General features: G+C 69.6%; 12 protein-coding genes and 1 pseudogene. 7 read left to right on the top strand and 6 right to left on the bottom strand.

Annotated features, from left to right (window positions below; translation table 11 throughout):
• Positions 1 to 42 precede the first annotated feature (42 nt).
• Both OG878_RS15165 and OG878_RS15160 read right to left on the bottom strand, forming a co-directional pair.
• Positions 43 to 798, bottom strand: coding sequence for a sulfite exporter TauE/SafE family protein (locus tag OG878_RS15165; RefSeq protein ID WP_328887291.1), 756 nt, complete (start codon positions 796 to 798; stop codon positions 43 to 45).
• Between the two features lie 755 nt (positions 799 to 1553).
• Positions 1554 to 2657 carry a threonine synthase gene (locus OG878_RS15160; protein WP_328887290.1) on the bottom strand — a complete coding sequence of 368 codons (1104 nt, stop codon included), beginning with the start codon at positions 2655 to 2657 and terminating at the stop codon, positions 1554 to 1556.
• Positions 2658 to 2710: 53 nt separating this feature from the next.
• Here OG878_RS15160 and OG878_RS42265 point away from each other — a divergent pair, with 53 nt between their 5' ends.
• Positions 2711 to 2956: a hypothetical protein gene (locus tag OG878_RS42265; protein WP_443049113.1), complete on the top strand. Its 246-nt coding sequence runs from the start codon at positions 2711 to 2713 to the stop codon at positions 2954 to 2956.
• 84 nt (positions 2957 to 3040) lie between these two features.
• Here OG878_RS42265 and OG878_RS15150 read toward each other — a convergent pair whose 3' ends face one another.
• Positions 3041 to 4414, bottom strand: coding sequence for a glycoside hydrolase family 18 protein (locus tag OG878_RS15150; protein ID WP_328887289.1), 1374 nt, complete (start codon positions 4412 to 4414; stop codon positions 3041 to 3043).
• A gap of 293 nt (positions 4415 to 4707) precedes the next feature.
• Here OG878_RS15150 and OG878_RS15145 point away from each other — a divergent pair, with 293 nt between their 5' ends.
• From OG878_RS15145 to OG878_RS15120, 6 genes and pseudogenes are all read left to right on the top strand, one after another.
• Positions 4708 to 5460 (top strand): GntR family transcriptional regulator, encoded by a 753-nt coding sequence (locus tag OG878_RS15145; RefSeq protein WP_328887288.1) that lies wholly within the window; start codon positions 4708 to 4710, stop codon positions 5458 to 5460.
• A 3-nt stretch (positions 5461 to 5463) separates the two neighbouring features.
• Positions 5464 to 6740: pseudogene (locus tag OG878_RS15140) on the top strand (purine-cytosine permease family protein); the annotation flags it as partial.
• Positions 6741 to 6962: 222 nt separating this feature from the next.
• Positions 6963 to 7163 (top strand): SPOR domain-containing protein, encoded by a 201-nt coding sequence (locus OG878_RS15135; RefSeq protein WP_328887287.1) that lies wholly within the window; start codon positions 6963 to 6965, stop codon positions 7161 to 7163.
• 30 nt (positions 7164 to 7193) lie between these two features.
• Entirely contained in the window at positions 7194 to 7688 is a 495-nt protein-coding gene (locus OG878_RS15130) for a (deoxy)nucleoside triphosphate pyrophosphohydrolase (RefSeq protein ID WP_328887286.1), read from the top strand.
• Positions 7689 to 7833: 145 nt separating this feature from the next.
• Entirely contained in the window at positions 7834 to 8262 is a 429-nt protein-coding gene (locus OG878_RS15125; protein WP_277328152.1) for an ATP-binding protein, read from the top strand.
• A 192-nt stretch (positions 8263 to 8454) separates the two neighbouring features.
• Positions 8455 to 11016, top strand: a complete 2562-nt coding sequence (locus tag OG878_RS15120; RefSeq protein WP_328891248.1) for a SpoIIE family protein phosphatase — start codon at positions 8455 to 8457, stop codon at positions 11014 to 11016.
• A 60-nt stretch (positions 11017 to 11076) separates the two neighbouring features.
• Here the strand turns inward: OG878_RS15120 and OG878_RS15115 are convergent, their stop codons facing one another.
• The 3 genes from OG878_RS15115 to OG878_RS15105 all read right to left on the bottom strand — a co-directional run bounded on the left by OG878_RS15115 (position 11077) and on the right by OG878_RS15105 (position 14418).
• The gene (locus OG878_RS15115; protein WP_328887285.1) at positions 11077 to 11790 is read right to left on the bottom strand and encodes a PspA/IM30 family protein; all 714 of its coding nucleotides are present in this window, start codon (positions 11788 to 11790) and stop codon (positions 11077 to 11079) included.
• A gap of 79 nt (positions 11791 to 11869) precedes the next feature.
• Complete coding sequence (locus OG878_RS15110) at positions 11870 to 13975, bottom strand: TPM domain-containing protein (protein ID WP_328891247.1); 2106 nt, start codon at positions 13973 to 13975, stop codon at positions 11870 to 11872.
• A gap of 29 nt (positions 13976 to 14004) precedes the next feature.
• Positions 14005 to 14418, bottom strand: a complete 414-nt coding sequence (locus OG878_RS15105; protein ID WP_328887284.1) for a hypothetical protein — start codon at positions 14416 to 14418, stop codon at positions 14005 to 14007.
• Positions 14419 to 14616: the final 198 nt, after the last annotated feature.

Raw genomic sequence — 14616 nt, 5'->3', positions numbered from 1 at the left:
GGGACCGGCGCGCTCGGGTGGCTGGTCGAGTGCCGGAGGGGGTCAGAAGGCGATCATGAGCACCGACGCCGTGACACCGACGACGACGATGATGGTGCGGAGCGCGACGGGAGGCAGTCTGCGGCCCACCTTGGCGCCGAGCAGTCCGCCGAGTGTGGAGCCCAGGGCAATGACCGCCGCAGCGGTCCAGTCGACCTTGGCGACGGCGATGAAGACCACGGCGGCCGCACCGTTCACGATGGTGGCGAGGACGTTCTTCGCCGCGTTCAGGCGCTGCAGATCGTCGCGCAGGAAACTGCCGAACAGCCCCATGAGCAGCACGCCTTGGGCGGCGCCGAAGTAGCCGCCGTACACGCCTGTCAACAGAACCCCGCACCACAGCGGCACGCCACCGTCCTTGCCGTCGTGGCCCTCGCGCTTCTTCAGCCATGTGTTGAGGAGGGGCTGAAGCAGGACGAGTGCACAGGAGGCCAGGATGAGTACCGGCACCACCGCGTCGAACGCCCCGGCGGGAAGCCGGAGCAGCAGCAGTGCGCCGGTCAGTCCGCCGATGAGTGATCCGATACCGAACTTGACCAACCGTCGCCGCTGACCGCGCAGTTCACGCCGGTAGCCGTACGCGGCGCTGAACACGCCGGGTACGAGCCCGATGTTGTTGGACACATTGGCGAGCACCGGCGGATAACCGAAGGCGACCAGCGTGGGAAAGGTGATGAGGGTGCCCGAACCCACCACGGCATTCATCGTTCCTGCGGCGATGCCCGCAGCCCCGATGGCCGCGACTTCGATGACGTCCACCGGGTCACCTTCCGGAGATCGGTTCATCGGCGACGGGGTCGCCGGGCGTGTGCCGGTCGAGCGGCGGACCACAGATCGGCCCCGACCCGCTGACACGTACCGCATCGGTAGCCGCTGAAGGGGTCGCAGAGACAAGGGGCGCGTCGAGGCGGTCCAACTCGGGTTCCTTCCCTCGCGAGGGTTCAGTGGCATTGCGTCTTGCTGCCTGGTGAACCCGCCGGAGAATACATCAGGCTGAACCGGTGACGTCCAGGACGCTCACATGCGACCTGAGACAATCGGGACCATGTCTGGCGAATATGGGTGAGAATTCTGTACCGTCTCGTGATCTGAAGGCGCTTCCGGCTCCTGGGATCGTCGTGCTGTGTTCCGCGTCGGAATCAGCGGGGATCTCTCGTTCCCGGTGTTCGAGCGAGAAATGCAGGAGCGCTTTGCGGAGCTCCGCAGTGCTCAGGTACCCCGCTCCGGCCCGGTGGGAGCGACTGCTCTCGCAAGGAAATCGTTCGCGGCGAGACAAGCGTGCCACGGGCTGGATTCCAGTTCTCCAGTCATCCTCGGCGTGCGTGCCGGCATCGGTACGTTCGTGTTCCTTTCGGCGGAGAAATTTTCCGATACCAAGAAGTATTCGTTCGAACCGGTACCCCAGATATTTGAAGTGCCGAGGAAAACGTCGGCAATTCTGAGAACGTCGATTGCGGACCGGCCCGGCGGGTCCGGCCGGACGCACCGGCCGCCGTACGGGGCATGGCCCGGCGTCAGGCCGCCAGGCCCGTTTTGAGGCCCGCGCCGCACAGCGGGACGACCACGCTGCGGTCCACCCAGTCGCCGACCGCCGCCCAGCAGGCGACGCCGGTCGTCTCGACGTAGAGGCCGCGGGCCGCCAGGTCCAGCTGCGCCTCACGAATCTGGGACTCCGTCACCGTGAGGAAAGTGCCGCCGGACTCCCGTACCGCAGCCAGGATCTGGCGTGCCCGCGGCGGTCGGGGGATGGCGATGCCTTCGGCGAGGGTGGGGGTGGCGGCTTCGTCGGTACCGGGATCGCCGAGCAGGCCGTCCGCCCCGGCGCGGAACGCGGCGGCCAGCGGCGACACGGCCTCGGCCTGTACGGCGATCAGCGCCGGCCGTTCGTCGATCAGGCCCTGGGCATGGAGTTCCGCGGTCGCCAGCGCCGCACCGAGGAGCAGTGTGCCGTTGCCGACCGGTACGGCGATGGCGTCGGGGAGGCGGCCGTCGAGGTCTTCCCACATCTCGTAGACGTAGGTCTTCGTGCCGTGCAGAAAGTACGGGTTGAAGACGTGCGAGGCGTAGAAGGTGCCGGGCGCGTCGGCGGCGGTCCGGGCGGCGAGCGCGGTGGCCTCGCGGCCGCCGGGGACGATCTCCAGGCGGGCGCCGTGGGCCCGGATCTGCTCGGTCTTCTTCGGGGAGGTGCCTTCGGGGACGTACACCGTGCAGGGCAGCCCGGCCCGCGCGCAGTACGCGGCGACGGCCGTACCCGCGTTGCCGCTGCTGTCCGCGACGACGCGTCCGGGCGAGAGTCGGCGGGCCAGTTCGGCGAGCATCACGGCCCCGCGGTCCTTGAAGGACAGCGTCGGCATCAGGAAGTCGAGCTTGGCGGAGACCGTGCCGGTGAGCGGTACGAGCGGTGTGCGGCCTTCACCGAGGCTGGTGGCGGGCGACGAGAGGGGCAGCACCTCTTCATAACGCCACAGTGAATTGACGCGGGTGGTCAGGGAGTTGAGCGACAGTCGTCCGACGGGTTCGTAGTCGAGGTCCCACGGGCCGCGGCAGACCGGGCAGCACCAGGTCAGGGTGTTGGTGTCGGCGCGGGTGCCGTCCTGGGGGCAGAGGTAGGTGACCATGCCCGCGAGCATGTCAGACGTGCGGCGGGCGAACGCGAAGGCCTGGCACGCTCATGGGCCTCTTCTGGGGGCTGGACACGCATGTCGCGGGCACGGTGGCCGGCTCCTCGTACGGCCTCGCCAAGGGGGCCGGGATCGTCGCAGTCCGCATCCTCGACGACAGCGGATCCGGCGCGACCGCGCAGGTCGCCGCGGGCAGCGACGGGGTGACTGCGCACGCTGCGGGTCGGCGGCAATGCTGCGGCGGACACCGGGAGGGGCAACTCCTTGACCCAGCCGTTCTGATGGCGTGCCCGTAAGCCGTCCTTGAGGTGGTGAACCGAACGTCCGCGTGGGGGCGGCCGCATCGGCGGCCGCCCCCGCATCATGCTGTTCGTACGTCGCTAGTGCCGGCCGAGGCCCTGGTCGACCGCGGTCATCAGCTCGCCGTCGTCCGTGTCGCCGTCCAGTGACCAGAACATCGCGCCACCGAGACCGTGCTGACGGATGTACGCCGTCTTCGTGCGCAGCACCTGCGGGTCGTCGTAGGTCCACAGAGTCGTGCCGTCGAACAGCCACGCGTGGCCGTTCGTGACGTCCCGGTGGATCGTGTACGCACCGGATTCGGCCAGCTTCTTGAGGGCCTTGTAGTCCTCGTAACCCGCGGCCCAGGTGGCGGGGGCGGGAGCCGTGGCCGGCTGGCCGAGCCCGTCGCCGCCGCCCGTCACGCCGGTCCAGCCCTGACCGTAGAACGGCATGCCCATCACCAGCTTGCGGGCAGGGGCGCCGCGCTCGATCCATTCCCGGACGGTCTGGTCGACGCTGAAGTCGCCCTTCGCGTACAGCGCGGACTGCTGCGCGGTGGTCGCCTCGCCGGAGACGTGGAAGTCGTAACCCTGAAGGTTCACGAAGTCGAAGTCCCGCATGATGCGGCGGACGTCGAAGCCCGCGTCGATCTTGGCCGGGGCGGTGGGGACGAACGCCGAGAGCTCGTAGTGCCTGGGCTTGGCGCCGTGCCCATGTCCCTTCGCGGTCTTGGCGGTGCTCTTCGCATAGGCGTCGAGCTGGGTACGGAACTCGTGCACCAGCGCCGTGAAGTTCCGCTTGTCCTCGGGGCGGTAGACCGTGTCCGTGTCACCCGCGGAGCCGGGCCACTCCCAGTCGATGTCCACGCCGTCGAAGAGCCCGGCCGCCGCGCCCTCGCCGCCACGCGCCCCGTCCACCGGCAGGTTGCCCTTGATGTACAGGTCGATGCACGAGGAGACGAACGCCTTGCGGGAGGCGGCGGTGCGGGCCGCGTCCGAGAAGTGGGTGGACCAGCTCCAGCCGCCCAGGGAGATCAGCACCTTCAGGCCGGGGTGCTTGGCCTTCAGCTCACGCAACTGGTTGAAGTTGCCCGCGAGAGGCTGGGTGTCGGTGTCCGCGACGCCGTCCACCGATCCTGCGGCGTCCAGCGGACGGACATAGTCCGCCCAGGCGTCGGCCTCGCCGGGCACATTGCCGGTGAAGCACTTGCCGTCGGCGCTGACATTGCCAAAGGCGTAGTTGATGTGGGTGAGCTTGGCCGCGGCACCGCTCGTGTCCAGGTCCTTGACCTGGAAGTCCCGCCCGTAGACGCCCCATTGGGTGAAGTAACCGACACGCTTGTAGGCGGCGGAGGACGCGGGGGAGTGCGAGCCGGAGTGGGAGGTGGACGCGGTGGCGGCGGGAGCCATTCCGGCCGCCAGTGAGAGGGCGCAGGCGGCAATGGCCAGTCTGGACAGGGTTCTTCGACGCATGAGGCCCGTTCCTGTGGAGTGCGCTGAGAGGTGCGAGAGCCGTGCTGTGTGGTGAGGAAACTATTGGTCTGGACCAAAAGGGGTCAAGAGGGCTGCGGTGATCGAAGGCAATCGCGAGGCTCCGAGGCACCGGGCGGGGGCGAGGGTTATCGGGATTTCTGCGCTGGTCCGGGCAGGGATATGCGCAGGGCAGGGCCGGATCATCACTTCGGGTGAAACTCTGGCCTGTGCTTGCGGTTCACAACCGACGGTTGCCAGGCTGTTGCAGACGGTCAACCTGTTGGGAGTGCCCTGTGACATTCGGTGAGCAGCCGGCCTATCTGCGCGTTGCGAGCGATCTCAGAGAGAAGATCGTCAATGGTTCGCTGCCGCCGCATACGCGGCTGCCGTCGCAGGCCCGTATCCGCGAGGAGTACGGGGTCTCGGACACCGTCGCGCTGGAGGCGCGCAAGGTGCTGATGGCGGAGGGGCTGGTCGAGGGGCGCTCCGGTTCGGGTACGTACGTGCGCGAGCGCCCGGTGCCGCGCCGGATCGCACGCTCCGGCTACCGGCCGGACGCCGGAGCGAGCCCGTTCCGTCAGGAACAGACGGCGGAAGGCGTGCGAGGGACGTGGGAGTCCCGCAGTGAACAGGAAGGGGCGAGTCCGGAGATCGCCGAACGCCTCGGTGTCGAACCGGGTGACCGGGTGATGCGTACGAGATACGTCTTCCGGGAGGCGGGGGAGCCGATGATGCTCTCCACCTCCTGGGAGCCCCTCGCCATCACGGGACGCACACCCGTGATGCTCCCGGAGGAAGGCCCGTTGGGCGGCTGCGGGGTGGTCGAGCGGATGGCCGCGATCGATCTCGTCGTGGACAACGTGGTCGAGCAGGTCGGCGCGCGCCCGGGGCTGGCGGAGGAACTCCTGGCGCTCGGCGGCGTGCCGGGCCATGTGGTGATGGTGATCGGACGCACGTACTACGCATCGGGGCGGCCGGTCGAGACGGCGGACGTGGTGGTGCCCGCCGACCGCTACCGGATCGCCTACCACCTTCCTGTCAGATGATCCGGCGCCGGCTTCGGCCATTTCGGCTCGACGCCGACCTCGCTGATCCACGCCTCCTTCACCTTCATCTTCTTCGCCCTCGAAGGCTCGATCATGGCGCAGGCCATGCACCAGGCCGTCGGGCTGCCGGTCGAGGACGGCTATCTGCTCACCACGCTGATCGTCATCCCGATCGTCTTCCGGGGCATGAAGGCGCTCGCCAAGGTGCAGGCGTGGACCCGGCCGGTCTGGATCACCGACATGGTCCCGCCGTTCGTCGTGCTCGCCTTCGAAGCCCCTGACGCCTGGGGCGCGTTCGGCTCCTTCGGTGTTACGGAGGGTGCGGGATCCGGCTTCTCCTGGATCGGCTTCGGGCTCGGTACGGGCGTGGCCCTTTCGTTCATCGCCCAGATCCGTGAGCAGGCCGACCACCTGCGTTCCATGCCCCCGAAGACCGAGGCCGACAAGCGGCGTTGGAACCTCGCGGTGCCGGCCGCAGGTCCCGGATGGGTCGTCATCGGAGCGGCAAAGCAACTGGGCGGTGCGCTGCTTGCGTTCGTGGCGCTTGAGGCGGTCGGCAGGACGCATGCCCTGGAACCCGTCGCACCGCAGATCGATGCCCTGAAACCGTGGCGGGGCTCGTTCGCCCTGCCGGCCGCCGCAGTGTTCGTGATCGTGTCGCAGATCCAAATCAATGTGACCAACGCCTGCAGCAGCTCGCCGTCCTGGTCGAACTTCTTCTCGCGGATCACTCACAGGCACCCGGGCCGGGTCTGGTACATCTTCCTCGACCTCCCCATCGCGCGGCCGTCGCCGCCGACCGGGTCATCAACAAGCGGATCGGGCCGAGCCCGCGGTACATCGAGTTCAAGCGCGCCCACCTGTACGCGGTGAACCCGGCGGGATTCGGCGCGATGGCGATCGCCTCGACCGTCTCGATCCTCGCCTTCTTCCGGCTGTTCGGTGCCTACGCGGAGGGCTTCTCGATCTTCATCGCGGCCGGACTCTCGCTGACGCTCTGCCCGTTGATCGCCTGGGCGACGAAGGCGAGGTACTGCCTTGCCCGCGCCAACCGGGTGAACGGCCTGGGCGTCGTGATCGAGGACATCACCGCCACCTATACCTGCGCGGTCTGCGACACCGCCTACGAACTGCTGGACATAGCCGACTGCCCCGTCCGGTCGGGGCCGATCTGCTCGCCGGCCGCGGAGTGCGGGGACGTCTGCCGCAAGGAACCGGCTGACGGACCGGTTCCCATGCCGATGCCGAGCGTACGGCCGCCTGCCGGGCAGGAGGCCTGATCAGAGTTTTTCGTTCGGATCATGCCGGGCCCGCGGCACATCGGGGGTACGGGCGAGGGGGCGTATCGCGAGCGATGCGCCCCCTTTGCGCTGGCCGGATCGGTATCTCTTTGTGTAATTACGTATTCGTTCCGTGAAGGTCAGGCGTACGCTCGGGCATATGCGTACTGCGGTTTCCTGGGGATCTTTAGAGTCGTGCACGCCGTTCAGGGGAGGGGTGCCATGCTCGGGAGGGACACGATGAGCGACAGTGGGGCCGTGCTCCCTTGGCTGGTGATAAGGCAGGACGACAACGGCAATCGTTACCGCGTCGGCAGGTATGCCACACAGGACGAGGCGCAGAAGATTGCCGACAAGCTCGACAGCCGAGGCCACAAGCAGCTCTATTGGGTGGAGCGCATGGGGCAGAGCGCGCGCCCCTGACCGCAATCTCCGGGGGTTACGCTCCGGCCTATGAACGATCGCGTGGTGGTGGCCGGAGCCGTCTATGACCAGGGGCGCCTGCTGGCCGCGCGGCGCAGCGCTCCGCCCGAGCTGGCCGGCCGCTGGGAGCTGCCCGGCGGAAAGCTGGAGCCGGGCGAGACCGGCGAGCAAGCGCTCGTACGTGAACTCCGCGAGGAGCTGGGCGTGGAGGTGGAACCCCTGGAGCGCATCCCGGGCGAGTGGCCGCTGACGCCCGGCTATGTGCTCCAGGTGTGGACCGCGCGGCTGGTCTCCGGTGTGCCCGCCCCGCTCGAGGACCACGACGAACTGCGATGGCTCGGACCGGGCGAGAGCGGCACGGTCGACTGGCTGGACCAGGACCGTGCTGCCGTGGCCGAGGCCATGCGCCGCCTGCCGTCCGGGGCCGCCCCGGACGAAACCGCCCGCGGTGGGGCCGCCCCGGACGGAGTCTTCCGCGACGGGACCGCACCGACCGGGGGGCCGTCGGGCGGCGCACACCGCTGACTGTGCGCCCCGTACGGTGTGCGCGACACCGCGCTGTGCACCCGTACGCCCCACGTGTCGATCGCGGCGATACTCTGCCCCAAATATCGGGTATGTGCTGATTAGCCCCCATAAACAGGACATTCCCTGCTGCTGGTCTTGGGAAGTGATCGGCGTGATCGATACCGAAGGCGACTGCGCCGAGTGGACTTTTCCGGCTCTGCCCGGCGCCGTGCGCTCCGCTCGGCATGCGGTCCATGAGGCGCTGCGCGGCTGGGGGCTCGACACGGCCGTCGGTGACATGACCGTTCTGCTGGTCAGTGAGCTGGTGACCAATTCCATGCGGTACACCTCGGGCCCCATCGGCGTACGACTGGTGCGCCCCCATCCCGATGGCGAGACCCCGGACGCCCGCCCCGGACTCCTTGTGGAAGTCTCCGATCCGCTTCCGGATCCGCCCACCGAACGCGCCGCGGGACCCGACGACGAAGGGGGCCGGGGACTGCAGCTGGTGGCTTGTTCTGCTCGCCGCTGGGGGACGCGGCGTGGAAAGAGTGGCAAGACGGTGTGGTTCGAGCTGGCGCTCCCCGGTTAGGAGTGGGGGTGGGACGCACAGCGATCACCAAGGGTCGGACAGTCTGGCCGAAAGGGACTGAGACCTTGCTGTGATCGTGAACGCCGTGTCGGTAAGCGCCGTAGTGCTGAATACTGCGGGCAGGACCGGTCCGGTGGGTGAGCTGGAGGGGACGGTCGCGTGAGCGAAATACCTGGGACAGCGGGCACTGTCGTGTGGCAGAGCAGCCCGCCTGGCTCGATCTATGACTACATCAGGGTCGCCTCCTTCTCGATCGGCCCCGACGGTCTGATCGAGCAGTGGAGCCGCCGGGCCGCCGGTCTCTTCGGCATTGCCGCAGACGAAGCGGTGGGCAAGGATCCGGTCGAGGCATTCATGCCCGCTGAGCTGCGCTCGGACGGCCATCGCCGGGTCGGCGAGATACTCGACGGCAAGGAGTGGACGGGCCTCGTCCCCTTCCGGATGCCGGGCGCGGAGGCCGTCCACGGGGTCGCCGAGCTGTATGTGATGCCCAGTGAGACGGGGAGCGGGGAACGGGCCGCGGTCTGTATCGTCGTGGACGTCCGCGCCTTGCGGCGCATCGAGACGGACCTGGCGGCATCGCAGGCCATTTTCGGCCAATCTCCCTTCGGTTTCGTGTTGTTCGGTACGGACTTCACGGTCGTGCGCGCCAACCAGCGCTTCGCCACCGTCTTCGGCGGCCTGGCAGACGACCACCGCGGCCGCACGGTCGACGACTACCTCGCCCGCCCCGAGGCCGAGCGGCTCACCGCAACCCTCAAGCGGGTACTGGAGACCGGAGAGTCCGTCACCGATCTCCAGCTGGTCGGCACGACCCCCCGCCATGCGGAGAGCCGCCACTGGTCGATGAACCTCTACCGCGTACACAGCGGAGCGGGCCGCCCCATCGGCATCGCCGGACTGGCCACCGACGTCACCCGCCGTCATATCGCCGCCCGCGAGGCCGCCAGCGCCCGCCGCAACCTCGCTCTGCTCAACGAGGCCAGCGCCCGTATCGGCAACTCCCTGGACCTGGAGACCACGGCCCGCGAACTTCTCGACGTCGCCGTACCCGGCTTCTGCGACCTCGCCTCCGTCGACCTCTACCAGGGGCTCCTCACCGGCGACGAGGCACCGCCCGGCAGCTGGGGCTCGCCTCGTCAGGAGCCCGTCGGCGGCTCGGCCGAACTGCGCCGCGTCGCCTTCGCCAGCGCTGTGTCGGACGCCCTGCCATCGACCGTTCCCGACACCGCCGCGACCGGCGGCGACACCGGCCCGCCCGCACTCGGAGCCGTGCACCGCTACCCCTTCAACTCCCCCTGCGCCATCGCCCTGCGCACCGGTCATGTCGAGGACGTCCCCGGAGACGAACGTGGCTTCGTCCAGTCGACCCTCGCCGTGCCGATGGTCGCCCACGACACCGTCGTCGGCCTCGTCCGGTTCTCCCGCACGAAGGGCAGCGAGCCCTTCGGCGAACGCGACCGGGCCCTTGCGACCGAACTCGCCGCCCGTGCCGCGGTCTGTATCGACAACGCCCGGCTCTACCGGCGCGAACACGAGCGTGCGCTGATCCTCCAGCGCAGCCTGCTGCCACCAGGCGACCCCGAGGCCGCGGGCCTCGACATCGCCTGCCGCTATCTGCCCGGCAACGCGGCCACCGAGGTGGGCGGTGACTGGTTCGACGTGATCGAACTCCCAGGGCACCGCACCGCCCTGGTCGTCGGTGACGTCATGGGCCGCGGACTGCGGGCCGCCGTCGCCATGGGCGAACTGCGGACCGCGGTAAGGACTCTGGCCCTGCTCGATCTGGAACCCGCAGAAGTGCTCTCGGCGCTCGACGAAGTCGCCCGCGGCCTGGGCGCGCCCGGTGGCAGCACCGCCTCCGACGGCTTCGGCGGCGGCGCCCAGTGGCCTTCCCGGGCCTCCCACAAATCCCGCGACGCAGACCTCTCCGAGATCTACCTGGCGACGTGTGTCTACGCCGTCTACGACTCGGTCACCCGGCGGTGCACCTTTGCCAACGCCGGCCACCTCCCCCCAGTCGTGGTCGAGCCGGGCGAACCGGCCCTGCTGCTCGACGTCCCGCCCGGAATGCCGCTCGGCGTCGGCGGCGAACCCTTCGAGGAAGTCGAGGTCGAGCTGAAGGAGGGCGCCCTCCTCGCCCTCTACACCGACGGTCTCGTCGAGTCCCGTGACCACCCGCTCGACGAAGGGCTGCAGGCTCTGCGCAACGCCCTCGTCGAACCCGCCCTCCCGCTCGAGGACGTCTGCGACCACGTCCTGACCACCCTCGACACCCGGCACGGTGAGGACGACATCGCCCTGCTGATGGCCCGCATCCAGGGACTCCCGGCCGACGCGGTGGGCGACTGGCGGCTGCCACGCGAACCCCGCTCCGTCGGCCGTGCCCGGGAGCTGGCCCGCGGCCGGCTGATCGCCTGGGACCTGGGCGATCTGGTGGACACCACCGAACTGCTCGTCAGCGAGCTGGTCACCAACGCCCTGCGGTACGGCGAGGGTGAGATCAGACTCAGGCTGCTGCGCGACCGCACACTCGTGTGCGAGGTATGGGACGCGGGTCTCGTCCAGCCACGGCGACGCCGGGCGCGCGACACCGACGAAGGCGGGCGGGGTCTGCAATTGGTCGGTCTGCTGAGTGCGGCCTGGGGTTCGCGGCGGACACCGCGCGGCAAGACCGTCTGGTTCGAACTGCCGCTGCCCGACGGTCAGCCGGCTGCCGAGCGCACGGTCGAGGAGCTGCTGAGCATGTTCTGAGAACCGGACGTGCTGAGGGGGCGGTGAGCGCTCCGGGCGCAGTGGTCACGGATGCGGTGGTCATGAGGCCGTTTTGAGGGCGGCGAGCCTGGCCTCGATCTCCGCGCTGTCGCCCAGACCGTCCAGTTGCTCGAACTGGGCGTCCAGGGACGACGCGGCGAGCTCCTGCTGGCCCATCGCCTTCGCCTCCTCCCGTCGCACCTTGTCCTCGAAGCGGCTGAGCTCACTGGTCGGATCGAGAACATTGATGTTCTTGACGGCGTCCATCATCTGGTTCTGCGCCTGCGCGGACTTGGCGCGTGCGACCAGCTCGTCCCGTTTGGCCTTCAGCTCCGTCAGCTTCGACTTCATCTGGTCCAGGCCGGACTTGAGCTTGTCCACCACCTCCGTCTGCGAGGCGATCGTGGGCTCTGCGGTCTTCGCCTCCTTCTCCGACTGGAGCTGCCGCCCCAGTGCGACCTTGGCCAGGTTGTCGAACTTGTCGGCCTCCGGCGCCGACCCGGCGGCCCGCAACTCGTCCGCCTTGCGACTGGCGGCGAGTGCCTTGTCGCCCCACTCCTTGGCCGCGTCGGCATCCTCCTGATGGTCCTGCTCCATCAGCCGCAGATTGCCGATGGTCGCCGCCACTGCCTGCTCGGCCTCCGCGATGTTCGCCGTGTAGTCGCGGATCAGCTGGTCCAGCATCTTCTGCGGATCCTCCGCCTGATCCAGCAGCGCGTTGATATTGGCCTTCGCCAGCTGAGTGACGCGGCCGAGGATGGTCTGCTTGGTCATGGCACCTCTCCTTGGTGTGGACTTCGGGAACGCCGGTACGGGCCCGATGAACGCTCCCGATGCATGCGCTGCCGAAGGCTCAGAAGCGGCCGCCGCCGCCCCGCCGGCCACGAGTGCCCCCGCCGCCGAAGCTGCCGGGGCCGTCGCCTCCGCCGAACCCGCCGCCGAAACTTCCTCCATACCCCCCGCCCCTGCCTCCGCCCAGGAGCCCGCCGAGGATGATTCCGCCGAGGACGGCGCCGCCGACCCCGCCGCCCCCTCCTTGTACACCGCCCGGACCGTTCCGGTTCCCGTATGCCTGCACATCCTGTTCGGCCAGGCTCTGCGCCTGCCCGGCCAGCGAGTCGGCCTGATGGACCTCGGCCAGCGCACCCTGCGGATCGTCCGCACCGGCCAGCTGTCCGGCCCGCTCCAGACGCCGCTGGGCCTCCGCGAGCCGGGTCCGCGCCTGGCTGCCGACCGCCCCCCGGTTCGTCGAGATGTAGTCGGCGGCGGCAGCGATGGCCGAGCGTGTGGTGAGCACCGCCTGTTCGAGCAGGGACCGGGCCCGGCGATCGCCCTGCTCCCGCTCACGGGCCCCGGCCAACGCCTCGTCCAGCGCGGTATCGGCCTCCTGCACCCTGCGCAGCGCATCGATCGGGTCGTGGGGGCCGGCCTGCTGCTCCCTCTTCACCTCGCCCAGCACCGACCGGGCGCGGGCGATCCGGCCCCGCAGATCCGCGGTGGACACTCCCTCGGTGGTGCCTTCGAGCAGCCCGTCCGCATCGGCCAGATCGGTCTCCGTCTCGGTGAGCGCAGCCGGTAGTTCGGCAGCCGCCTGCGAGAGTTCGCGGGCACGCCGGTCCACGGCGTCGACAAGGGTGGTCGCCTGGTCGACCGCGCCCTCGGCGGCCCGTACGTACACCGCGGCCGACGCGTTGTTGCCCCCGTCCACCGCCTGCCGCGCCCGGTTCAGGCTGGACGTCGCGAAGACGAGACGGTCCTTCGCCTGCTCGACGTCGCCGGCGACGGAGGAGGAGGCCGATTCCGCGTAGCGGCTGCGCAAGGAGGCCAGGGACGTCTCGGCGGCCGACACCCGGCCGGCGAGGGCACGGAAAGCGGCCTCGGCCGTGGAAAGGGCCTGTGGAGCGTTGCGTTCCAGGGCGCGCAACCGGTCGAAGTCCTCGGAGACGGCGTCGAGGCGGGCGTTGGCCTCCGTGCAGCGGGCGATGATCTCGTCCAGCATCCGACGACGTGTCGCATCGTCCTCGAGGAAGGCGTCGTCCAGCTGCTGACGCAACCGGAATGCGGCCATCAATTCGCCTCTCGCGAAAGTGACGGCCTCGGTGAACGGGGCGGCGGCCTCTTCCCCGAACTGTGCGGTGGCAAAACCGAGTTCTTCCTCGCTGGTGCGGACCGCGTCGTCGGTGCCCACCAGCGTCTGCTTGGCCCGGGCATCGAGCTCGGGCAGCGGAGCCGGCGGCTCAACCGACGGTGCGGCCCCCTGCCCCCAACCCGTCGCCCCGGGAGTGGTGCGGGTCGTGGAGCGCCTCTTCCGTCGGGCGTACGCATAGGCGGCGACGGCTCCCGCCCCGCCGACGAGGACCACGGGGAGCAGCAGGTCCCCGGTGCTCGTCCCACCGGAACCGCCTGTTCCGGGATCGGCCGCACCGGGAGTGATCGTGGGCGTCGGTACCGGTTTCCCGGCCACCACGGCGGCGTAGCCGTCGGCCGCGCCGATCGCGGCGCCCGCCCAGTCGTTCTGCCTGAGGGCAGGTTCGATCGCCGTGGTCGCCACGTCCTGCAGCTGGGTGTCGGTGAGACGGGAGCCCGGGTCGACGGTGTACGCGTACCGCCGGTCGTGGGTGGCGACGGCGAGCAGCACGTCGTCGAGGCCGAGTCCGTTCCTGTCTGCCGTGTCGTCGGCCCAGCTCTGTGCCGAACGGCCGGAGAAGTCATGTACATAGACGACGAAGAGCTGGATGCGCCGGTCTGTGTAGAGACGGTCGAGCGCGGCGGCCACCTGGCCCCGGCGGTCGCCGAGCGCCCCCACCTTGTCGGTGATCTGCCCGTCCCGGGACAGCGTGACGGGGTCGTCGGCGTGGGCGATCACCGCAGCGGGAAGGGCCAGCCAGCACACTGCCATCAGGACGGCCACGAGGGCGCGGCCCGGTATGAGAATCCGGGTACGGCTCACGAGCTGCATCACATGTGTGAGGCTATGTCCACCCTCAGTCACCCGCGACCTGGCAATCCACCGACGGAACTCCATGGGTGCACGCCCTGCCCCGGGTGCCGCCGCGGTGGACCGACGACCCCGTCGTGCAGGCGCATCCGCCACCACGCCTCCCGCCGCCACGGACAGCCGGACGCGCGCGGATCGGGCAGGGTCCGGCGCAGCAGCTCCGCGTCGATCCGGGCGAGCAGGCGCCCCAGCTCGGTCTGCGGCCGTGGCGGCAGCGCGGCCAGGATGTCGCCCAGCACGTCCCGGGCATGGGTCACGTCGTCGAGCGAGCAGCCGCGGCAGGGGCAGTCGGCGAGACCGGGATACAGAGTGCGGCCGGGAAGCCGGAGGAAGGAGCAGCAGCGGCCCAGGGCCACGGCAGTGACCCCCGGGAAGATCTCGTACAGACCGCTCTCATGCTCCACGTGACCGATCGCGGCACTGGTGGAGAGGGAGAGCCGGTGGATTCTGCCCGGCTCGCACAGCCATCCGGGCGTTCTCTGCTGAGCGGCGCGCACCGCGCCGGGCCGCCTACGCGGCATCGGCCTTTCAGCAGGAGGCAGTCATGCCGGTCATACTGCCACGGCACGCCGACAATCAGGGGGTAGCGGGAGTGCGTACGC

This window comes from Streptomyces sp. NBC_00316 (assembly GCF_036158715.1).
Lineage (GTDB): Bacteria > Actinomycetota > Actinomycetes > Streptomycetales > Streptomycetaceae > Streptomyces.
This window is presented reverse-complemented; position numbering and strand designations above follow the sequence as displayed.